The 21,730-nt window shown below is 58.4% G+C and carries 17 protein-coding genes; 3 read left to right on the top strand and 14 right to left on the bottom strand.

Annotation, left to right across the window (positions count from 1 at the left end; genetic code table 11):
* Window position 1: 1 nt before the first annotated feature.
* The 10 genes from rffA to trxA all read right to left on the bottom strand — a co-directional run bounded on the left by rffA (window position 2) and on the right by trxA (window position 10,749).
* Window positions 2-1,132 carry a dTDP-4-amino-4,6-dideoxygalactose transaminase gene (rffA, locus tag ACJ8IN_RS17420; protein ID WP_442519513.1) on the bottom strand — a complete coding sequence of 377 codons (1,131 nt, stop codon included), beginning with the start codon at window positions 1,130-1,132 and terminating at the stop codon, window positions 2-4.
* The gene (rffC, locus tag ACJ8IN_RS17415) at window positions 1,119-1,850 is read right to left on the bottom strand and encodes a dTDP-4-amino-4,6-dideoxy-D-galactose acyltransferase (RefSeq protein ID WP_060428418.1); all 732 of its coding nucleotides are present in this window, start codon (window positions 1,848-1,850) and stop codon (window positions 1,119-1,121) included. The genes rffA and rffC overlap by 14 nt, the downstream gene beginning before the upstream one ends.
* Window positions 1,828-2,709: a glucose-1-phosphate thymidylyltransferase RfbA gene (gene rfbA / locus ACJ8IN_RS17410; protein WP_060428420.1), complete on the bottom strand. Its 882-nt coding sequence runs from the start codon at window positions 2,707-2,709 to the stop codon at window positions 1,828-1,830. Before rfbA ends, rffC begins: the two co-directional genes overlap by 23 nt.
* Before the next feature lie 48 nt (window positions 2,710-2,757).
* On the bottom strand, window positions 2,758-3,825 hold the full coding sequence (gene rffG, locus ACJ8IN_RS17405; RefSeq protein WP_060424187.1) for a dTDP-glucose 4,6-dehydratase: 1,068 nt from the start codon (window positions 3,823-3,825) through the stop codon (window positions 2,758-2,760).
* Window positions 3,822-5,084: a UDP-N-acetyl-D-mannosamine dehydrogenase gene (wecC, locus tag ACJ8IN_RS17400; RefSeq protein ID WP_033654004.1), complete on the bottom strand. Its 1,263-nt coding sequence runs from the start codon at window positions 5,082-5,084 to the stop codon at window positions 3,822-3,824. The genes rffG and wecC overlap by 4 nt, the downstream gene beginning before the upstream one ends.
* Window positions 5,081-6,211, bottom strand: a complete 1,131-nt coding sequence (wecB, locus tag ACJ8IN_RS17395; protein WP_060424185.1) for a non-hydrolyzing UDP-N-acetylglucosamine 2-epimerase — start codon at window positions 6,209-6,211, stop codon at window positions 5,081-5,083. Before wecB ends, wecC begins: the two co-directional genes overlap by 4 nt.
* An 84-nt stretch (window positions 6,212-6,295) precedes the next feature.
* Window positions 6,296-7,348 carry an ECA polysaccharide chain length modulation protein gene (wzzE, locus tag ACJ8IN_RS17390; protein WP_060424183.1) on the bottom strand — a complete coding sequence of 351 codons (1,053 nt, stop codon included), beginning with the start codon at window positions 7,346-7,348 and terminating at the stop codon, window positions 6,296-6,298.
* A gap of 20 nt (window positions 7,349-7,368) precedes the next feature.
* Window positions 7,369-8,466: a UDP-N-acetylglucosamine--undecaprenyl-phosphate N-acetylglucosaminephosphotransferase gene (wecA, locus tag ACJ8IN_RS17385; protein WP_049233749.1), complete on the bottom strand. Its 1,098-nt coding sequence runs from the start codon at window positions 8,464-8,466 to the stop codon at window positions 7,369-7,371.
* Between the two features lie 296 nt (window positions 8,467-8,762).
* Window positions 8,763-10,022: a transcription termination factor Rho gene (gene rho / locus ACJ8IN_RS17380; RefSeq protein ID WP_004934188.1), complete on the bottom strand. Its 1,260-nt coding sequence runs from the start codon at window positions 10,020-10,022 to the stop codon at window positions 8,763-8,765.
* Between the two features lie 400 nt (window positions 10,023-10,422).
* Window positions 10,423-10,749 (bottom strand): thioredoxin TrxA, encoded by a 327-nt coding sequence (gene trxA, locus ACJ8IN_RS17375; RefSeq protein ID WP_033636629.1) that lies wholly within the window; start codon window positions 10,747-10,749, stop codon window positions 10,423-10,425.
* Window positions 10,750-10,880: 131 nt separating this feature from the next.
* Here trxA and rhlB point away from each other — a divergent pair, with 131 nt between their 5' ends.
* A complete protein-coding gene (rhlB, locus tag ACJ8IN_RS17370) occupies window positions 10,881-12,167 on the top strand; it encodes an ATP-dependent RNA helicase RhlB (RefSeq protein WP_004934183.1) in 1,287 nt (428 codons plus the stop codon).
* A gap of 5 nt (window positions 12,168-12,172) precedes the next feature.
* Complete coding sequence (gene ppx, locus ACJ8IN_RS17365) at window positions 12,173-13,669, top strand: exopolyphosphatase (RefSeq protein WP_033636627.1); 1,497 nt, start codon at window positions 12,173-12,175, stop codon at window positions 13,667-13,669.
* Between the two features lie 176 nt (window positions 13,670-13,845).
* Here the strand turns inward: ppx and rep are convergent, their stop codons facing one another.
* Window positions 13,846-15,870: a DNA helicase Rep gene (gene rep, locus ACJ8IN_RS17360; protein WP_033654001.1), complete on the bottom strand. Its 2,025-nt coding sequence runs from the start codon at window positions 15,868-15,870 to the stop codon at window positions 13,846-13,848.
* Between the two features lie 109 nt (window positions 15,871-15,979).
* Between rep and ppiC the strand changes: the two genes are divergently transcribed.
* Window positions 15,980-16,261: a peptidylprolyl isomerase PpiC gene (gene ppiC, locus ACJ8IN_RS17355; RefSeq protein WP_004934175.1), complete on the top strand. Its 282-nt coding sequence runs from the start codon at window positions 15,980-15,982 to the stop codon at window positions 16,259-16,261.
* Between the two features lie 25 nt (window positions 16,262-16,286).
* On the opposite strand, the gene ACJ8IN_RS17350 is transcribed toward ppiC, so the two are convergent.
* From ACJ8IN_RS17350 to hmsP, 3 genes are all read right to left on the bottom strand, one after another.
* The gene (locus ACJ8IN_RS17350; protein ID WP_033636624.1) at window positions 16,287-17,789 is read right to left on the bottom strand and encodes a M16 family metallopeptidase; all 1,503 of its coding nucleotides are present in this window, start codon (window positions 17,787-17,789) and stop codon (window positions 16,287-16,289) included.
* 260 nt (window positions 17,790-18,049) lie between these two features.
* The gene (locus ACJ8IN_RS17345; protein WP_033636623.1) at window positions 18,050-19,336 is read right to left on the bottom strand and encodes a dicarboxylate/amino acid:cation symporter; all 1,287 of its coding nucleotides are present in this window, start codon (window positions 19,334-19,336) and stop codon (window positions 18,050-18,052) included.
* Window positions 19,337-19,610: 274 nt separating this feature from the next.
* The gene (gene hmsP, locus ACJ8IN_RS17340) at window positions 19,611-21,617 is read right to left on the bottom strand and encodes a biofilm formation regulator HmsP (RefSeq protein ID WP_033636621.1); all 2,007 of its coding nucleotides are present in this window, start codon (window positions 21,615-21,617) and stop codon (window positions 19,611-19,613) included.
* Window positions 21,618-21,730: the final 113 nt, after the last annotated feature.

Below are 21,730 nucleotides of genomic sequence, written 5' to 3'. Positions count from 1 at the left end.
ATCAGGCAAAGAAACTCAGGATGGTATTGATTACCGTACGCTGATTGACATCAGACATATTGTAGAACAGCGGCAAGCGCACCAGACGCGCGCTTTCCTGCGTGGTGTAACGATCTTCGCCGGCAAAGCGGCCAAAGCGTTCGCCGGCCGGGCAATCATGCAGCGGGATATAGTGGAACACCGCCATGATTTCGGCTTCCTTCAGGTAGTCGATAAAGGCCGTGCGCTCTTCGATATCGCGCAACTTGATATAGAACATGTGCGCGTTATGCACGCAGTCGGCCGGGATTACCGGCAGTTCGATGCGGCCTGACCGGGCCAACGGCAGGAAGCTGTCGTAGTAATTCTGCCACAGAGCCAAACGGCGCTGGTTGATGCGCTCCGCCACTTCCAGCTGGCCCCACAGGTAGGCGGCCTGCAGGTCGGACATCAGATAGCTGGAACCGATGTCGCGCCAGGTATATTTGTCTACCTGGCCACGGAAGAACTGGCTGCGGTTAGTGCCTTTTTCGCGGATGACTTCCGCCCGATCGATCAGGGCCGGATCGTTCACCAGCGTCGCGCCGCCTTCGCCGCCGGCGGTGTAGTTTTTGGTTTCATGGAAGCTGAAGCAGCCGATATGGCCAATGGTACCCAATGCCTTGCCTTTGTAGGTCGACATCACGCCCTGCGCGGCGTCTTCCACCACGAACAGGTTATATTTCTTCGCCAGCGCCATGATGGTATCCATCTCGCAGGCCACGCCGGCATAGTGCACCGGCACAATCGCGCGGGTTTTATCGGTGATCGCCGCTTCGATTTTGGTTTCGTCGATGTTCATGGTGTCTGGACGCAGGTCGACGAACACCACTTTGGCGCCGCGCAGCACAAAGGCGTTGGCGGTGGAAACGAAGGTAAAGCTTGGCATGATCACTTCGTCACCCGGCTGGATATCCAGCAGAATGGCGGCCATTTCCAACGACGCGGTGCAGGAAGGCGTCAACAACACTTTCGCGCTGCCGAAACGCTGTTCCATCCACTGCTGGCAGCGGCGGGTGAAACTGCCGTCGCCGCACAATTTGCCGCTGCCCATGGCAGCCTGCATATATTCCAGTTCAGTGCCAACAACCGGTGGAGCGTTAAATGGAATCATGTCTACCTCTGTATAACCAATACGCGGTGCTTTCAATCACGGCACCCTGTCGTTGATAGAGTCGTAATGCGGCGATATTGCCCACCTGGGTCGCAACCCGCAGGCGCTGCATCCCCTGCTGCCGACATTCGGCGATCGCCGCCGTCATCAGCCTGGCGCCCACGCCCCGGCCGGATGCGCCGGGGAACGCCGCCAACAGGCCAATGCGCATTTCCTGGCCGCCAATGTCACGCAGGCTGACAAAGCCTTCGGGTTGCCCCTGGCTATCCAGCACCAGCAAGCATTGATGATCAAAGGTGCCCAGAACGGCCTTTTCGATCCAGGCCGCATAGAATCGCCCGCTATCGGCGCGATCGTACCACGGGGCGCGAAATCGGCTGGCGGCGAACACCTCACCGGCGGCAGCGCGCAATGACGGGATGTCCTCGGGAACGGCCTGACGCAACGCAACCGCCGAAGCGGCATCGGCCATTGCGCTTTCAGGCGCAACGTTCACCACCAGGTCCACTTCCCCTTCGACCAGCCGGAATCCCAGCGTCGACAGCGCATCGGCCCATTCCAGGCGGTAAGCGGGAATTTTGGCCTGCACCAATGCATAAGCGTTCAAATCAGCTTCAGCTACAGACGCCGCCGAGTTATCGAAATGTAACTTGGCGCTTTCCAAGTGGAAGAAGTCGCTCTCCCACTGCAGCGGTTCAATACTGGCGTGGACGCGCATGCAGTAAATCCAGTAAATATTTGCCGTAACCGGTTTTGGCCAGCGTCTGAGCCGCGCGTTTTACGCCCTCATCATCCAGCCAGCCATTGCGCCAGGCGATCTCCTCGAGACAGGCGATTTTAAAGCCCTGGCGTTTTTCTACCGTCTGCACGAAGCTGCTGGCTTCCAGCAGACTGTCGTGCGTGCCGGTATCCAACCAGGCGAAACCACGCCCCAGCAGCTCGACGTTCAGCTCTCCGCGTTCCAGATACATCTGGTTAATGCTGGTGATTTCCAGCTCGCCGCGCTCCGAAGGCTTCACCTGTTTGGCAAACTCCACCACCTGGCTATCGTAGAAGTACAGGCCGGTCACCGCCCAGTTAGACTTCGGTTTAACCGGTTTTTCTTCGATCGACAGCGCGCGGAAGTGGTCGTCAAACTCCACCACGCCAAAGCGCTCGGGATCCATCACCTGATAGCCAAACACGGTCGCGCCGGTGGTGCGTGCTGCAACGCTTCTCAACTTGGGACTGAACCCCTGACCAAAGTAAATATTGTCGCCCAAAACCAGACAGCTCGGCTCACCGGCCAAAAATTCTTCACCGATCAAAAATGCTTGAGCCAGGCCATCGGGACTTGGCTGTTTGGCATAGCTGAGATTGATGCCGAACGCTTCACCGCTGCCCAAGAGCCGCTTGAATGAAGGCAGATCTTCCGGCGTTGAGATAATCAGAATATCTTTGATTCCCGCCAGCATCAGCACCGACAACGGGTAATAGATCATCGGCTTATCGTAAATCGGCAACAGCTGTTTCGATACGCCGCGGGTAATCGGATGCAGACGCGTACCGGAACCGCCGGCCAGAATAATACCTTTCATACTTGCTCCAAAACCCGCCGCGCAGCCGCAGAGCGACACGGCGTTAAATTAATCTGACAGCCCCAAACGCTCGCCGGCATAAGAACCGTCTTGCACCCGGCGCCACCAGGTTTCGTTGTTCAGGTACCAAACCACGGTTTTGCGAAGGCCGCTTTCGAAGGTTTCCTGCGGCCGCCAGCCCAACTCACGATCGATTTTGCCGGCGTCGATGGCGTAACGCATATCGTGACCCGGGCGATCCTTCACGTAAGTGATCAGATCGCGGTAGTTCGCCACGCCCTGCGGCTTGTTCGGCGCCAGTTCTTCCAGCAGATCGCAAATGGTCTGCACCACTTCGATATTCTTGCGCTCGTTATGGCCGCCGATATTGTAAGTTTCGCCTACCACGCCTTCGGTCACGACCTGATAGAGCGCGCGCGCGTGATCTTCGACATACAGCCAGTCACGCACCTGCGCGCCGTTGCCGTATACCGGCAGCGGTTTGCCGGCTACCGCATTCAGGATCACCAACGGAATCAGCTTCTCCGGGAAGTGATAAGGGCCGTAGTTGTTCGAGCAGTTGGTCACGAGGATCGGCAAACCGTAGGTGCGCAACCAGGCGCGCACCAGATGATCGCTCGACGCCTTGGAGGCGGAATACGGACTGCTCGGCGCATACGGCGTGGTTTCGGTGAATAGATCGTCGGTGCCATGCAGGTCGCCGTACACTTCGTCGGTGGAGATATGATGGAAACGGAAAGCCTGCTTCTTCTCTGCAGCCAACGGCTGCCAGTAATGGCGCGCCGCTTCCAGCATGGTGTAAGTGCCCACCACGTTGGTCTCGATAAAGGCCGCCGGGCCGTCGATAGAGCGATCGACGTGGCTTTCCGCCGCCAGGTGCATCACCACGTCCGGCTGATACTGGGCAAATACCCGATCCAGCTCGGCACGATCGCAGATGTCAACCTGCTCGAAAGCATAGCGCTCGCTCTCGGCCACCACCGCCAGCGACTCGAGGTTACCGGCATAGGTCAGCTTATCCACCACCACCACGCTATCGCCGGTGGCCTCGATGATGTGCCGCACAACCGCGGAGCCAATGAAACCGGCACCACCGGTAACTAAAATACGTTTCAACGCCAGACTCCCTTAGTATCCACCACCCAGCTTTGCTTGATCTCTTCCGGCCGGATAGCCTTGAACTGCTGGTGATCGACCAACATCACGATCACATCGGCCTGCTGCAACGCCTCGGCAATCGTTTTCAACGCCACATGCCCCACCAGACATGCCGGCAGGTGTTCGACGTTAGGTTCCACGACCAGTGTTTCCCCCGAATGCCAATCCGCAATCAAATGGGCAACTTCCACCGCCGGGCTTTCACGCAAATCGTCGATATTCGGTTTAAAGGCCAGGCCGAAGCAGGCAATTCTCAACTCGGACGCACGCTTGTTAGTCGCGGCCAGACAGTCAGCTACCGCCGTTTTCACGCGGTCGACCACCCACAGCGGTTTGCCGTCGTTCACCAGGCGTGCGGTGTGGATCAGACGCGCCTGCTGCGGATTCTGTGCCACGATAAACCACGGATCGACGGCAATGCAGTGACCGCCGACGCCCGGACCCGGCTGCAGAATATTCACCCGCGGATGACGGTTCGCCAGGCGGATCAGTTCCCAGACGTTGATTCCCTGCTCGGCGCAAATCAGTGACAGTTCATTGGCAAAGGCGATGTTCACGTCGCGGAAGCTGTTTTCCGTCAGCTTGCACATCTCGGCAGTACGCGCATTAGTCAGCACGCATTCGCCCTCGAGGAAAATCTTGTACAGCGCGCTGGCTCGTTCCGAGCACTTCGGCGTCATGCCGCCGATCACGCGGTCATTTTTAATCAGCTCCACCATCACCTGCCCCGGCAGCACGCGCTCCGGACAGTAGGCGATATTCACGTCCGCCGCTTCGCCCGCTTGCTGCGGGAAGCTGAGATCGCTGCGCGTTTCAGCCAACCATTCCGCCATCTGTTCGGTGGCGCCCACCGGCGAGGTGGACTCCAGGATCACCAGATCGCCTTTTTTCAGCACCGGCGCCAGCGATTTCGCCGCCGCTTCGACATAGGCCAGATCCGGCTCGTGATCGCCCTTGAACGGCGTAGGCACCGCGATCAGGAACGCATCGGCCGCCAGCGGTTTGGTCACCGCCCGCAGGAAACCGCCGTCGACGGCGCCCTTGACCACTTTATCCAGATCCGGCTCGACGATGTGGATCGCACCACGGTTAATGGTATCTACCGCATGTTGGTTAACATCAACACCTACAACTTTTTTCTTGCGAGAGGCGAACGCCGCCGCCGTCGGCAAGCCGATATACCCCAGACCAATGACAGAAATAGTGTCAAAGCTCATAGTGTCACCTGATGATTCTTTAAAGCTTCAAGGATACGCTGGCAGGCATGTCCGTCACCATATGGGTTATGCGCCCGACTCATGGTTTGATATTCGCTTTCGTCCATCAACAACTGAGTTACCGCATCAACAATTTTGGCCACATCGGTACCCACCAGGCGCACCGTGCCTGCATCCACCGCCTCCGGACGCTCGGTGGTGTCGCGCATCACCAGCACCGGTTTACCTAACGACGGTGCCTCTTCCTGAATGCCGCCGGAATCGGTCAGGATCAGATGCGCTTGAGTCATGAGATAAATAAACGGCAAATAATCCTGCGGTTCGATCAGCATGATGTTATCGATGCCTTTCAAAATGCGATTCACCGGCTCGCTGACGTTCGGATTGAGATGCACCGGATACACCACCTGTACTTCCGGGTGATTGCGGGCAATCTCCGCCAGCGCGCTGCAAATTCGCTCAAAGCCGCCGCCGAAGCTTTCCCGGCGGTGACCGGTGACCAGGATCAGCTTCTTGTTGGCATCGAGGAACGGATAACGCTGCGCCAGGCCAGCCCGCAGCGCGGCATCGCTAATTACCCGATCGCGCACCCAAAACAGCGCGTCGATTACCGTATTGCCGGTCACGAAAATCTGATTATCCGGCAGTGTTTCTCTCAGCAGGTTTTGACGTGAATTCTCGGTCGGCGCGAAGTGGAATTTCGCCAAATGCCCCGTCAGAGTTCGGTTGGCCTCTTCCGGCCAAGGGGAATACAAATCGCCAGTACGCAATCCGGCCTCAACATGCCCGACGGGGATGCGTTGATAGAATGCAGCCAGACTGGTCGCCAGCGTAGTGGTGGTATCGCCGTGCACCAGCACCACGTCCGGTTTGAAGTCTTCCAGCACTCCTTTCAGCCCTTCCAGGATACGACAGGTGATTTCCGTTAGCCCCTGGCCGGGTTTCATGATGTTCAGGTCGTAATCCGGCGTAATCTCAAACAACCGCAATACCTGATCCAACATCTCACGATGCTGCGCCGTTACACAGACCCTTGCGTCAAAGGCCTCATCCTGAGCCAAAGCATGTACCAGCGGCGCCATTTTAATGGCTTCAGGTCTGGTGCCGAAAACAGTCAACACTTTCACAGAGAATCTCTTTTTGGTCAGTTAAGCGCAGGCGGACCTGCGAACCGAGCGCACTAAGCGCCCATCGGTAAGTTAAATCTAAGGTTAATTCGATGGCCGACGCGCCAAGGCAACGCCCGCGCCAACCAAAGCGCCCATCGCGCCCCACAGAATCAGCCAGAATACCCGGCGCGGGCTGTCGCGTTTTACCGGCTCTTCCGGCGTGCGCAAATAACGATAGGTCTGGAACTTCTCATCCAACGTCGGGCCAACGTTCAGCGTCGCCAGCATCGCACGGTTCTGATCGTAATCCAGGTCATAGGTCGGGCCGGAGGCCTGCAGGCCTTCCAGACGCGCCTGCAGCATTGGCCGGCCCAGCAGGAACAGATCCGAATCCGGCAGTTGCTCGGCCGGGGTGTCGGTCTGCGCGCGGCTGATCCCCTGGCTTTCGGCGATTTTCAGCGCCTGCTGCGTGGTGTTCAGCTCGCGCTTGTAAACCGAATCCGCCACCGCTTCCTGCCGCTTGACCTGCGCCTTCATTGAGGTAGTGCGAGCGGCCCACGCCCCCTGGATCTCTTCGTTCAGGTGCAGGGCAGCGCGGTGGCTGGCGAAGGCCACGTATTGACGCAGCAGGCGGTTGGCGTCCGCGGCAGTTTCCGCCGTCAGCTTCACGCCGTCGTTCGGCACTTTCTTGTCGTCGCGCGGCGTGAACAGGATGTTGTTGATCAGCTCGTCGAGCAGCGCCGCATCCGCGCGGGCATCCCCTTCCTGACGTTGCTTGTAGTAATCGCTCTGCAGCCAGAAATCGCGACGCGTATCGTAAGCCGCCAGCTGCATGATGAACTCATTGTAGGCTTCGTCCGCGATGCTCGGCTGATCGCCGGCCGTCGCCGGCAGCGTGCGCACATCCAGATTGCGCAGGAACTGCTGCTGGGAGTAGTAACCGCCCAGCGCATTCACCGTGGGTTTGTCGGTGATTGCGGTCGCGCTCCATTCTTGCTTTACCAGATAAGAGACGATCAGCGCGACCGCCGCGAACAGCACCGCAATGCCGATAATCCACGGTTTGCCGCGCCACAGGGTGCAGCACAGGCCGCGGATATCGAGTTCGTTATCCACCGCCGGGGTATGCTTGTCAGACGTTGTTTCTGGATTCATCACAGCCAAAAAGCCTCTGGTTAAGATACTTGCTTGTTATCGCTCGAACGCCGCAGGCGACGCTTGATACGCTTAATGTACCGCGCAACCCGCCAGGCGCGCTTGATGCAGTAACCGTACAGGAAGAAAGCAAGCAAGAATAATGCCAACATAACCCACTCTGGGATAAAAGTCAGGCGTTCGCCGATCACGCCAACCGCCGCCAGCAATGCGGCCGCCAGGGTAATCAACACAAAAGCCTGCCGCGGCGTAAAGCCGGCTCGCATGATCAGGTGGTGAATATGTTGACGATCGGGAGAGAAGGGGCTCATCCCCTTGCGTAAACGACGATACATGATTGCTATCATGTCCATCAGAGGAATAGCGATGATCCACAGTGCGGTCACCGGATTAATCGAGTGTGCCTTGCCCTGCGAGCTTTGCAGCAGCAGCCAAATGGCGGTAAAGCCGATCAGGGTACTGCCGGCGTCCCCCATGAACACCTTATAACGGCGGCCGAGAATGCCGAGGTTGAGCAAAATATAGGGAACGATGGTGGCGATCATCGCAAAGCACCAGAACGCCATCTCATGGTGGCCGCTCAGGTACAGCAACAGACCCAGCGCGCCGAAGGAGACGCACGACAGCCCACCCAGCAGGCCATCAATGCCGTCGACCATGTTGAAGGCGTTGATCGCCGCCCATACCGCAAACAGCGTCACCAGATAGCCGAACGGCCCCAGCAACATCTCCCAGTCGCCCAGTACATGGCCGAAGCTGCGCAGATACAGACCGGCGAACACCATCATGGCGATGCCGACCAACGCCTGCACCAGGGCGCGGATTTTAACGCTGATGTCGAAACGATCGTCGAGCGCGCCCACAAACACCAGAATGCCGGCGCAGGTAAGATAAAGCTTGGCGTGCGCGATAGGTTGTTCGGAAATCCAAAACGCGAAGCACAATCCGGCATAAACGGAAATACCGCCGACCAGTGGAATCAGCCCCTGATGGCGTTTGCGATAATTGGGTTTATCTACCAGACCAATACGTTTTGCCGCCTTGCGGGCAACAAAGAGAAAAGCCAAAGAAAACAGGAAAACAAATAGAATTTCAGTACTCATAGTGAGTAAGTTCACAGTTAACAGATCTCTGTAGAAGATAAGGCAGCTTACCACGGGCAATAGCTTGTGCCATCGACCCCCGCCACCTTTCGGTCATTTCCTATGACAACGGTGATTCATGCCTATTTTCTTCGCATCGGCTGACAAAACGACAGCAGCAAAGCCGATCGGCACCGAGCCGACCGACAAACAAGATGAATTCTCAATAAGTCGAGGAAACAACTTACTTTTCCATTACTGCTACTTATCGTATCCGCCAAAAGCGAAAAACGCCACGACTAGGCGTGGCGTTCAGCGAATTTTTTAACGAATTATGAGCGTTTCATCATATCGAAGAATTCATCGTTGGTTTTAGTCATCGCCAACTTATTAATGAGGAACTCCATCGCGTCAATCTCACCCATCGGGTGAATGATTTTGCGCAGGATCCACATTTTTTGCAGCTCTTCGGAAGTGGTGAGCAGCTCTTCTTTACGGGTACCGGAGCGGTTGTAATCGATCGCAGGGAATACGCGCTTCTCGGCGATTTTACGCGCCAGGTGCAATTCCATGTTGCCGGTACCTTTGAATTCTTCGTAGATCACTTCGTCCATCTTCGAACCGGTATCGACCAGCGCGGTCGCGATGATGGTCAGGCTGCCGCCCTCTTCCACGTTACGCGCCGCACCGAAGAAACGCTTCGGACGATGCAGCGCGTTGGCGTCCACACCACCGGTCAGCACCTTGCCGGAAGCCGGTACCACGGTGTTGTAGGCACGCGCCAGACGGGTGATGGAGTCGAGCAGAATGATCACGTCTTTCTTGTGTTCAACCAGACGCTTGGCCTTCTCGATCACCATTTCGGCCACTTGCACGTGGCGCGAAGCCGGCTCGTCGAAGGTCGATGCGATCACTTCGCCTTTCACCAGACGCTGCATCTCGGTCACTTCTTCCGGACGTTCGTCGATCAGCAGCACCATCAGCACGCAGTCTGGATGGTTGTAGGCGATGCTCTGCGCAATGTTCTGCAGCAGCATGGTTTTACCGGCTTTCGGCGGCGCCACGATCAGGCCGCGCTGGCCACGGCCAATCGGTGCCGCCAGATCCAGTACGCGCGCCGTCAGGTCTTCGGTCGAACCATTGCCGCGTTCCATCCGCAGACGGGAATTGGCGTGCAGCGGCGTCAGGTTCTCGAACAGGATCTTGCTGCGGGCGTTTTCCGGCTTGTCGTAGTTGACTTCGTTGACTTTCAACAGGGCAAAATAGCGCTCGCCTTCTTTTGGCGGGCGAATCTTACCGGAAATGGTGTCACCTGTGCGGAGGTTGAAGCGGCGGATTTGGCTAGGGGATACGTAGATGTCGTCGGGACCGGCGAGGTAGGAACTGTCTCCAGAGCGGAGGAAACCGAATCCATCCTGCAATATCTCGAGCACGCCGTCGCCGAAGATATCTTCTCCGCTTTTCGCATGTTGCTTCAGAATGGAGAAGATAATGTCCTGCTTGCGCATGCGGGCAAGGTTTTCCAGCCCCATATTTTCGCCGAGAGTAATCAGCTCAGAAACCGGCGTATTCTTTAATTCGGTAAGATTCATAGTGGTGGGTTCTTAAACTCGGGGTATGTCTCGAACTTGTATCGTGAATGGTATGGCAGCGAGATGCGTGCCTGTTTACTGGACGTTCGATCACCGGGCGCAGAGCCGTCGCGGTAAGAAATGGCTTACATCGGGCGCACGCATTGACGGTTGAAGATCGAAGGTACCTTAAAAATGATTTTTGCAAAACCGTTTGATTGCCAAAACACGGGCTGAGTTCAGTTTACTTTCAACGCCAGTGATTCGACACAGAGTATAGCTTTAGATTCAAACTCTTTAGATTTAAAACTTCGGGCAAGTTCTATATGCAGTGTGGTTAAACTTAACACGCTTCTTGGCAGGCGTCTAGCGGTGAATTGAACATCACCGCCAGGCGCCTGATACTGGGCTTCCCGCCCGATTACAGATTCGCGTTCAGGAAATCTTTGAGCTGACCTTTGGACAACGCGCCAACCTTGGTCGCGGCCACTTCACCGTTCTTGAACAGCAACAGCGTAGGGATGCCACGGATACCGTACTTGGGCGCGGTAGCCGGGTTCTGATCGATATTCAGCTTGGTGATGGTCAGTTTGCCTTCGAACTCTTCGGCAATCTCATCCAGAATCGGAGCAATCATCTTGCACGGCCCACACCATTCAGCCCAGAAATCGACCAGGATCGGCCCTTCCGCTTTCAGCACGTCAGCGTCGAAGCTGCTGTCAGTCAGGTGAATAATTTTATCGCTCATGTTCTACTCCACAGGATTATGTCTACCTTGTTGGTGTAGCATTAACCAACTCAAGGTGATTTTATTGCACCGCGTTTATTTCAACGGATGTGCTTTCGTAAAGCAATAGTTAGCTGATATTCTACCACACTATGAGCAAAACACACTTGACTGAACAGAAGTTTTCCGACTTCGCCCTGCACCCGTTAGTCCTTGAAGCCCTTGAGAAAAAAGGGTTTCACAATTGCACGCCCATCCAGGCGTTAGCATTGCCGCTCACGCTCTCCGGGCGTGACGTTGCAGGTCAGGCGCAAACCGGTACCGGAAAGACGCTGGCGTTTTTGGCGTCTACTTTTCACTATTTGCTGACTCACCCGGCGAAACAGGATCGCCAGACCAATCAGCCGCGCGCCTTGATCATGGCGCCTACGCGTGAACTGGCGGTGCAAATCCACTCCGACGCAGAAGCGCTCTCCCAGAGCACCGGCCTGAAACTGGGCCTGGCCTACGGCGGCGACGGCTACGACAAACAGCTGAAAGTGCTGGAAAGCGGCGTGGACATTCTGATTGGCACCACCGGCCGTTTAATCGATTACACCAAGCAAAACTATGTCGATCTCGGCGCGATGCAGGTTGTCGTGCTGGATGAAGCCGATCGCATGTACGATCTCGGCTTTATCAAAGACATCCGTTGGCTGTTTCGCCGCATGCCTGCGGCCGATCAACGCCTGAACATGCTGTTCTCCGCCACCCTGTCCTATCGCGTACGCGAGCTGGCCTTCGAGCAGATGAACAACGCCGAATATGTTGAAGTGGAACCGGAACAGAAAACCGGCCACCGCATTAAAGAAGAGCTGTTCTACCCGTCCAACGAAGAAAAAATGCGTCTGCTGCAGACGCTGATCGAAGAAGAGTGGCCGGATCGCGCCATCATCTTCGCCAACACCAAGCACCGCTGCGAAGACATCTGGGGCCATCTGGCCGCCGATGGTCACCGCGTGGGCCTGCTGACCGGTGACGTGGCGCAGAAAAAACGCCTGCGCATCCTTGACGACTTCACTAAAGGCAACCTCGACATCCTGGTCGCCACCGACGTCGCCGCGCGCGGTCTGCACATTCCTGCCGTCACCCACGTCTTCAACTACGATCTGCCTGACGATTGCGAAGACTACGTGCACCGCATCGGCCGTACCGGCCGCGCAGGCGCCAGCGGCCACTCCATCAGCCTGGCGTGTGAAGAGTACGCGCTCAACCTGCCGGCGATCGAGACCTATATCGACCACAGCATTCCGGTAAGCAAGTACAATAGCGATGCGCTGCTGACCGATCTGCCGGCGCCGAAACGCCTGTCGCGCCCGCGCGGCGGCAACGGCCCACGTCGCAACTCCGCGCCTCGTCGCGGCGGCGCGCCGCGCAACAACCGTAAACGCTCGAGCTGATCGCCATGCTCAGCTCCAGCACGCTTTATGCTGCCATCGATCTCGGCTCCAACAGCTTCCACATGTTGGTGGTGCGCGAGGTGGCCGGCAGCATTCAGACCCTGGCGCGGATCAAGCGCAAGGTGCGCCTGGCGGCCGGGCTGGATCAGAACAATCACCTGTCGCATGAGGCCATGCAACGCGGCTGGCAGTGCCTGCGGCTGTTCTCCGAACGCCTGCAGGACATTCCGCGCGAGCAGATCCGCGTCGTCGCCACCGCCACGCTGCGCCTGGCGTCCAACGCCGATGAGTTCCTGCAGGCCGCCGAGCAAATCCTCGGCTGCCCGGTACAGGTGATCAGCGGCGAAGAAGAAGCACGGCTGATTTATCACGGTGTCGCGCACACCACCGGCGGGCCGGATCGGCGGCTGGTCGTCGACATCGGCGGCGGCAGCACCGAACTGGTCACCGGCACCGGCGCACAAGCATCGCAGCTGTATAGCCTGTCGATGGGCTGCGTCACCTGGCTGGAGCGCTACTTCAGCGATCGCAACCTCGGGCAAGAAAACTTCGAGCGCGCCGAACAGGCCGCGCGCGAAATGGTGCGCCCGATCGCACCGCAGCTGCGCCAGCAAGGTTGGCAGATCTGCGTCGGCGCTTCCGGCACCGTACAGGCGCTGCAGGAGATCATGGTGGCGCAAGGCATGGATGAGCGCATCACCCTGCCCAAGCTGCGCCAGCTGAAACAGCGCGCCATTCAGTGCGGCAAGCTGGAAGAGCTGGAGATCGAAGGGTTGACACTGGAGCGCGCGCTGGTGTTCCCGAGCGGCCTGTCCATTCTGTTGGCCATATTCCAGGAACTGGGCATCGAGAGCATGATGCTGGCCGGCGGGGCGCTGCGTGAAGGCCTGGTTTACGGCATGCTGCATCTGCCGGTGGAGCAGGATATTCGCATCCGCACCATCCGCAACCTGCAGCGCCGCTACCTGATCGACACCGAGCAGGCCGAACGCGTCAGCCAACTCGCCGCCAACTTCTCGCAGCAGGTCGCCAACGAGTGGCAGCTGGATGCGCGATGTCGCGAGCTGTTGCACAGCGCCAGTCTGATCCACGAACTCGGCCTCAGCGTCGATTTCAAGCAGGCGCCGCAACACGCCGCCTACCTGATCCGCCACCTGGACTTACCCGGCTTTACCCCGGCGCAGAAAAAACTGCTGGCCACCCTGCTGCAAAACCAGAGCAACCCCCTCGACCTGTCGCTGTTGAACCAGCAAAACGCCCTGCCGCCGCGCACTGCGCAGCGTCTGTGCCGCATTTTGCGCCTGGCGATCATCTTCGCCAGCCGCCGCCGCGATGACACGCTGCCGGCGGTGCGGTTGCGCGCCAATCAGGACGATGAACTGACGGTGATCTTGCCGCCGGGTTGGCTGGAACAGCATCCGCTGCGCGCCGAGGCGCTGGAGCAGGAAAGCCACTGGCAGAGCTACGTCCACTGGACGCTGCGGTTGGAAGAACAGCGTTGAAATGACCAGGGCGCGATTCACGCCTGAGGTTAATGGCAAACCTGATGACATTGCCAAGTTTACATAAGACAGCATATAAAAAATAAGGAAAATCAATTCATTGATTTTCGGCTGATAACCACAAAGGAGGAAAAACCACGCTTTTCCTCCTTTGTCAGTAATCTAGCCCTGTCTTTTTAATTCCCGCCTTTGGCCTTGGCCAGCTGGGCGCGGATATTGGCTAGATGGCTCTGCCCTTTCTGCATCCGCTCCTGCGGGCTCACCACTTTGCGCTCGGTTTCCCATGCCAAATCGTCCTGCGGCAGCTCCAGCAAGAAGCGGCTCGGCTCCGGCCGCACCAGCTCACCATACTGACGGCGCTCGCGGCACAGGGTGAAAATCAGCTCTTTTTGCGCGCGGGTGATCCCCACATAGGCCAGACGCCGCTCTTCATCGACATTGTCTTCATCGATGCTGCTCTGGTGCGGCAGCAGGCCCTCTTCCATGCCCACCAGGAACACGTAGGGGAACTCCAGCCCCTTGGAGGCGTGCAGCGTCATCAGCTGTACCTGATCCAGCTCTTCTTCGCTTTCACCGCGTTCCATCATGTCGCGCAGGGTGAAGCGCGTCACCACCTGGGTCAGCGTCATCGGCTCGTCCAGATCGCTGCCTTCCAGCATCTCCGTCATCCAGCCGAACAGCGTATTGACGTTCTTCATTCGCATTTCGGCGGCCTTCGGGCTGGTCGAGGTTTCAAACAGCCAGCTCTCATAATCCACGCCGCGGATCAGATCGCGCACCGCCGCCACCGGCTCACGTTCCGCCTGCTGGGCGATGCCGCCCAGCCAGTGGGTGAAACGCTGCAACGATTCCAGCCCGCGTCCGGTTAAGTGCTGGCTCAGCCCCAGATCGAAACTGGCGTGGAATAAACTCTTGTTGCGCTGGTTGGCCCACTCCCCGAGCTTCTGCAGCGTCGCCGGGCCGATCTCGCGCTTAGGGGTATTGACGATGCGCAGGAAGGCGCTGTCGTCCTCCGGGTTGGTCAGCACGCGCAGGTAGGCCAGCAGATCCTTGATCTCTGGGCGCGAGAAGAATGAGGTGCCGCCGGAAATCTTGTACGGGATGCGGTTCTGCATCAGCATCTTTTCAAACACCCGCGACTGGTGGTTGCCGCGGTACAGGATCGCATAGTCGCCGTAGTTGGTCTTTTTCACGAAGTGGTGGGCTATCAACTCTCCCACCACCCGCTCAGCTTCGTGATCCTCGTTGTTGGCGGTCACCACCTTCAGCTCTTCGCCATACCCCAGCTCGGAAAACAGCCGCTTTTCAAAAACGTGCGGGTTATTGGCGATCAGAATGTTAGCCGCCTTCAGAATGCGCTCGCTGGAACGGTAGTTTTGCTCCAGCTTGATCACCTGCAGCGCCGGGAAATCTTCCTTCAGCAGCACCAGGTTCTGCGGCCGCGCGCCGCGCCAAGAGTAGATCGACTGGTCGTCGTCTCCCACTACGGTAAAGCGCGCGCGGTTGCCCACCAGCAGCTTCACCAGCTCGTACTGGCTGGTGTTGGTATCCTGATACTCATCCACCAGCAGATAGCGGATGCGCTGCTGCCAGCGTTCGCGCACCTCTTCGTTGCGTTGCAGCAACAGCGTCGGCAACAGGATCAGGTCATCGAAGTCCAGCACGTTGCACGCCCGCATATGGGCGTGGTACAGACCGTAGCAGTGGGCGAACAGCTTGTCGCGCTCCGAGCGCGCCAGCGCCGCTGCCCGCTGGGGATCGATCAGGTCGTTTTTCCAGTTGGAGATGGTCGAAATGAGCTGCGCCACCAGCGTCTTATCGCTTTCCAGCCACTTTTCGGTCAGCTCTTTCAACAGCGCCAGCTGATCCTGATCGTCGAACAGCGAGAAGTTGGACTTCATCCCCAACGCCACGTATTCCCGCTTGATGATCTCCAGCCCCAGGGTATGGAAAGTGGAAATCATCAGCCCGCGCGCCTCTTTGCGCCCCAGGGTTTGCGACACGCGCTCTTTCATCTCGCGCGCGGCCTTGTTGGTAAAGGTCACGGCGGCGATGTGCCGCGCCTGATAGCCGCAATGGTGGATCAGGTGGGCTATCTTGTTGGTGATAACGCGCGTCTTGCCGGAACCGGCACCGGCCAACACCAGGCAGGGCCCGGTAACGAATTCGACGGCTTGTTGTTGGCTGGGGTTTAATCGCATGGTGCTGGCTTGCTCGGCTGTAAAACGTGGAAGGGAATTGTAGCAGAAAGCGCCGATGAGATTTAGCGGGTATAATCAGCGCAATTTTCGCATCGACAAAGGCAATACCATGGCAAAAACGGCGTGCGCCCTGCACATTCTGGTAGACAATGAAAAGCTGGCCAACGAGCTGCTGGCCAAGCTGAAGCGCGGCGTCAGCTTCGACACGCTGGCGCGCAAATACTCGAGCTGCCCGTCAAAACGCAACGGCGGCTCGCTGGGCGAATTCAACAAGGGCGCGATGGTGCCGGCGTTCGATAAAGCGGTGTTCAGCATTCCGCTGCTCAAACCTTATGGCCCGGTCAAAACACAGTTCGGTTACCACATCATCAAGGTGCTGTACCGCAACTGAGGGGGCCTGAGCCCCCTGTTGGGCATTACTGCGCGCCGGCGTCCGTCGCCGGTGCAGCCACCGCGGCGTCGGCCGGTTTGGCTTCCTCCGTCACCACCGCCGGCGCAGGCATCATGATGCCGTCATAGGTTTCCTGCAGCTGCTTCATGCTCATTTCCGGCTCGCCCTTCGGCTGCATCAGCACCAGCGTCGCCTCCTGAGAAAGCTGCAGCTTCAGCGCCTGATTCAGCGTCTCCAGCGTCAGGCTGGACAGGAACTCCTGGCGCAGCTTCTGATACAGTTCCGGCGCGATATCCACCACCCCGCTCTGCTGCGAACGCAGGCGCTGGCTCATCAGCACATCGGTGTCGGTGCGGGCGTAGGTCGCGAACAGCTTGCTCAGCTGATCGTTTTTCTGCGCCAGCAGCGCATCGAATTCTTCTTTCGACAGGCCGTTGTCACGCACGTTGGCCAGCTCGCGGGCGATAAAGCCCAGGCTGCCGTTCAGGTTGTTGTTCGGCGTATCCAGATGGATGGCGCACTGCCCGCGCTGGTACTGCACGCGGCAGTCAAAGCCCAGATGCAGGCTCTTCTGGTCGCTTTTTTCCAGCGTCTGCTGGAGATGCCAGAACAGCGCCTCGCGGGCGAGATCGCCACGCCAGTAACGGAGCAGGCTCTGCGAATCGCGAATCGGATGCCACGGCGAATCCCACATGATCGACAGCGTATCCTGTTTCACCTGCTCGCTGATCAGGCTCACCGGCTGTTGCGGCAGCGGCGTCAGCGTCGGCATCGGGGCCGGGGTTTCACGTTTGCCCTGCAGCGGCGAGAACGCCTTGTTGATCTGCTCGCCCAGGCTGCGGCTGTCGACCTTGCCGACAACGAACAGCGTCATGGCATCCGGGGTATACCACTGTTGATAGAATTTCTTCAGCTGTTCGAGGTTGACCGGCCGTTTCGCCGGCTGCGCCGGATCGTGCGCCAGCAGCGTCGAGCCTTTCAGGCGGTAACGCCACCAGACGTCTTGGGTATTGGGCGGGAAAGTGCCGACCGGATTGATGGTGGAGTTCATCACCGCGTGCACCGTATGCTCGTCGATCGCCAGTTTGCCGGTGGTGTCCGCCAGCCAGGCCAGCGCTTCTTTCAGCAGGTCAGGCCGGTTATTCGGCAGGCTGAGATTATACATGGTGAAATCATACGAGATGATAGCCGGCGGCAGCGGCCGCTCGTTATCCACGCTCTGCTGCCACAGGGCGCGCAGCTGCGGCGCGGTAAAGCTTTCACTGCGCGTCAACGCCAGCCGCGGCAACAGCTGGGCGAAGCCGGTCTGTTGCGAAGACTCCACCAGAGAGCCGGTATTGACGATCAGCCGCAGTTCCACGCGGTCGCTTGGCCGCTGCGGCGTATCGAGAATTTGCCATGAAAACCCGTTGGCCAGCGCCCCCTGCTGCCAGGCAGGATCGGGTTGTAGTGCTTCAGCCTGCACGCTGCTACTGGCTGCAGCCAATAGCAGCCCACCAACTATAAGATGAATTCTGGTGCCCTGCATGTGAACCCCTACTTAATGACTATCCAATTTCTTATGCAAATGCGTGTATTCCATTCAATGGAATCATAAAAATACGCCCTGAGTTTCACAGTGGGGCGGAAAGCAGAAAGTGTACCATCGTGTTAGACCGCGCGCCTTTGCGGATGTCACTCATTAGAGTGAAAAATAATAGATAGCGGGGTTTTTAATGCAAGAAATCGTTACGAGGCAGGGGGAAAACCTCACCGGCCGCGGCTGCGGCCGGTGATTCGCCGTCAATATCAGGCGGAAGGCAGCGTTTTGTCCGCGCCGGCGTTTTTGTTGTTCAGCGTGGCTTTCAGCTGTTTCTCATCCAGTTGGCCGCACCACTTCGCCACGACCACGGTCGCCACCCCGTTGCCCACCAGGTTGGTCAGCGCGCGGGCTTCCGACATGAAGCGGTCGATACCGAGGATCAGCGCCAGGCCGGCCAACGGCAGGTGGCCGACGGCGGAGATGGTGGCGGCCAACACGATAAAGCCGCTGCCGGTCACGCCCGCCGCCCCTTTGGAGGAGAGCAGCAACACCACCAGCAGGGTAATCTGATGCATGATGTCCATGTGGGTGTTGGTCGCCTGTGCGATAAACACCGCGGCCATGGTCAGGTAAATAGAGGTGCCGTCTAGATTGAAGGAGTACCCGGTCGGGATCACCAGGCCCACCACCGATTTCTTGCAGCCCAGCCTCTCCATTTTATCCAGCATGCGCGGCAGCGCGGACTCGGACGACGAGGTCCCCAGCACGATCAGCAGCTCTTCTTTGATGTAGTTGACGAATTTGAAGATGCTGAAGCCGTTGGCGCGGGCGATGCTGCCCAACACCACCACTACGAACAGGATACAGGTGATATAGAAGCACACGATCAGCTGGCCGAGCTGCACCAGGGTGCCGACGCCGTATTTACCGATGGTAAACGCCATGGCGCCGAAGGCCCCCAGCGGCGCCAGGCGCATGATCATGTTGATGATGCCGAAAATCACCCGCGAGAAGCTGTCGATCACGTTGAAGATCAGCTGCCCCTTTTCACCCAAGCGATGCAGGGCGAAGCCGAACAGCACCGCGAACAGCAGCACCTGCAGAATGTTGCCGCTGGCGAACGCGCCGATCACGCTGCCGGGGATGATGTCCAGCAGGAACGGAATGATGCCCTGCTGCTGCGCCTGCTCGGCGTAGACTGCCACCGCCTTGGCGTCCAGCGTGCCGGGATCGACATTCATGCCGGCGCCCGGTTGCACCAGGTTGACGATCACCAGGCCGATAATCAGCGCGATGGTGCTGACGATTTCAAAATACAGCAGCGCGATGGCGCCGGTGCGGCCCACCGCCTTCATACTTTCCATGCCGGCGATGCCGGTCACCACGGTGCAGAAGATCACCGGGGCGATAATCATCTTGATCAGTTTGACGAAGCCATCGCCCAGAGGTTTCATCTCGGCGCCGAGGTCAGGGTAGAAATGGCCAAGCAGGATACCCAGCGTGATCGCCGTCAGCACCTGAAAATAGAGGCTCTTAAAGATCGTTGTTTTCATATGAACATCCTATGGGGGGAAGACACGCACCAGGCAGCAGTCTAAAAATCCAGCCTGTTCATTGCTTGCGCGGAAAATAACACCCACTTAACAACATGGAAATAATTTGTTGCACCCGCCCCTGGGAGTTGATGTGAATTTAAGAGCTGAAACGCGTCAGTCGGGGTGCAAAGCTGAAAATTGCGTAATGCTTTGTTTGCACTAACGCAAAAGAGGTAGATGAGAAATAGCGATTTTCGGACGGGGAAAAGTACCGGAAAGGTAAACGCGGCGCTTACGGCGCCGCGCGGCAAAACTCGGCTTCAAACGCTGCGCGCGGCAGCGGCCGGGCGAACAGGAATCCTTGCCCGCTGCGAATGCCGTGCTGCAGCAGGCAGTCGCGCTGCTCGGCGTTTTCCACGCCTTCGGCCATCACCGGCAACGCCAGCACTTCGGAGATCGCACTGACGATGCGCACCATCGCATCGTCGGCCGGCAGCCCCTGAATGAAGCTGCGGTCGATTTTAATCAAATCGATCGGCAGGGATTTCAAGCGGTTCAGGTATTCCAGACTGGAGTAGCCCATGCCGAAGTCGTCAAGCGCGATCGACAATCCCAGATCGTGCAGCTCGCGCAGCAGCGCCAGCGCGCGGTCGAGATCGTCGATGCGCACCGTCTCGGTGATCTCCAGCAGCAGCTTGCGCGGGTCTATCCGATACTGCGCCAGCAGGTTTTTCAGATGCGGGACGAACGCCTCATGCTGCATCTGTATACCGGAAACGTTGACCGCCAGCGGCAGCGCAATGCCGCGCTGCTGCCAGTCCGCCAGGATGCGGCAGGACTCTTCCAGCACCCAGTTGCCGAGAGGCACGATCACGCCCAGCTCTTCCGCGAGCGGGATAACGTCGGCCGGCAGGGTATAGCTGCCGTCATACTGCTGCCAACGTAACAGCGCTTCGGCGCCGATCACCTCGTTGGACTGCATGTCGATCTGCGGCTGCAGGAACAGCGTAAAATGCCGCTGCTCGATGCCGTGCAAAATCTCGCTCTCCTGCGTCAGCCGCTTCTGCGTGCGTTCCGTCAGGCTGGGCTCGAAAAACAGGATCTGATTTTTTCCTTCACGGTGGGCGGACATCATCGCCGAGGTGGCGCTGCGCAGCAGCTGTTCCGCACTTTCCCCCTGATTGAGGTAGTGCGCGATGCCGATGCTGGCGTTGGGCCGCAGTGCCAGACCTTCCAGGGTCAAGGGCGCGTTGATCTCCGCCATGATGCGTCGCGCCAGCTGCATGGCGTGGAACGGCCGCTCGGTCCCCTTGGCCAGGATGGCGAATTCGGTATTGCTCAGCTGCGCCAGCACGCCGTTTTCGTCGATGCAGCCGCGCAGCTTCTTCGCCAGCGCCAACAGCAGCGCTTCACGCATCGCCGGGCTCATCACGCCCGAGGCTTCATGCAGCGTCTCGATGCCGATCACCAGCAGGTTAAAACGCTCGGGGCGCAGGCTGGAGGCGATATGCTGTTCCAGCAACGCGTTCAGCAATGCCGGATTCGGCAGTTCGGTCACCGGATGGCGGGTGCTCAGGCGGCTCATGTCGGCATGCGCCTTGGCCAGCGTCTGTTGATTGCGGTTGTAGTTGCGCACCAGCAGGCCGAGCTCGTCGTCCTGGTGCAGCGTCGGCAGCATCAGCTGGTGGTAGGGCGCTTCGTCCTGCGAGATGTTTTCCAGCTCTTTGGCCATCGCGCGCAGCGGATGCACCATCAACCGGTTCATGCACCAGGTGATGGCCACCGACAGGATCAGCGCCAACAGCAGGTAGGTCGACAGCATGGTCGACAAAATGCTGCGGATAAACTGGTACATGCGGAACGAATCGGCCTGCAGCACCAGATAGGCCAGCGGCTGCTGGTTGGCCGGCACCCGCTCCAGCGAATAGAGCGGCACGGAAATTTGGATCGGCAGCTCAAAAAGCCGGGCGATCAGCGTCGGCACCGGCCGCTCCGGCGGGAAATTGGCGTGCAGCGCCTGAAACTCGTTCGGCAAGACGATATCCGCCCGGCTGAGAATGCCGACCGGCAACAGCGTGTTCAGCACCTTTTTGGCTTCCGGCACGTCCATGCGCAGCACCGCTTCCGCCAGCGGCTGGCGCACGGATTGAGCGATATTCTCCAGTTGCTGGGCGTAGTCATCCCTGCGCTGCTGCACAAAGTGGAATAACTGGATCACGATAAAGATGCAGATCGTGACCAGCGCCACGCCGGACACCGTCGCCATCTGCTTAATCGTTAACGAACGCCTGACCCGCAAACCTGCTCTCCGTGAAATCGGGCTGAAACAAAAAAGGGGGCTGACTCTCACCCGCCCCCTCGAACCGGGCTGATTATACTCGATCATCGGCTGTTTTTATCTGGCTATGCCGC

This window comes from Serratia sp. CY31944, from assembly GCF_052169175.1.
In the GTDB taxonomy this organism is placed as follows: Bacteria; Pseudomonadota; Gammaproteobacteria; order Enterobacterales; family Enterobacteriaceae; genus Serratia; species Serratia sarumanii.
The sequence above is the reverse complement of the archived record's forward strand: the minus strand, read 5'-3'. Positions and strand labels throughout refer to the sequence as shown.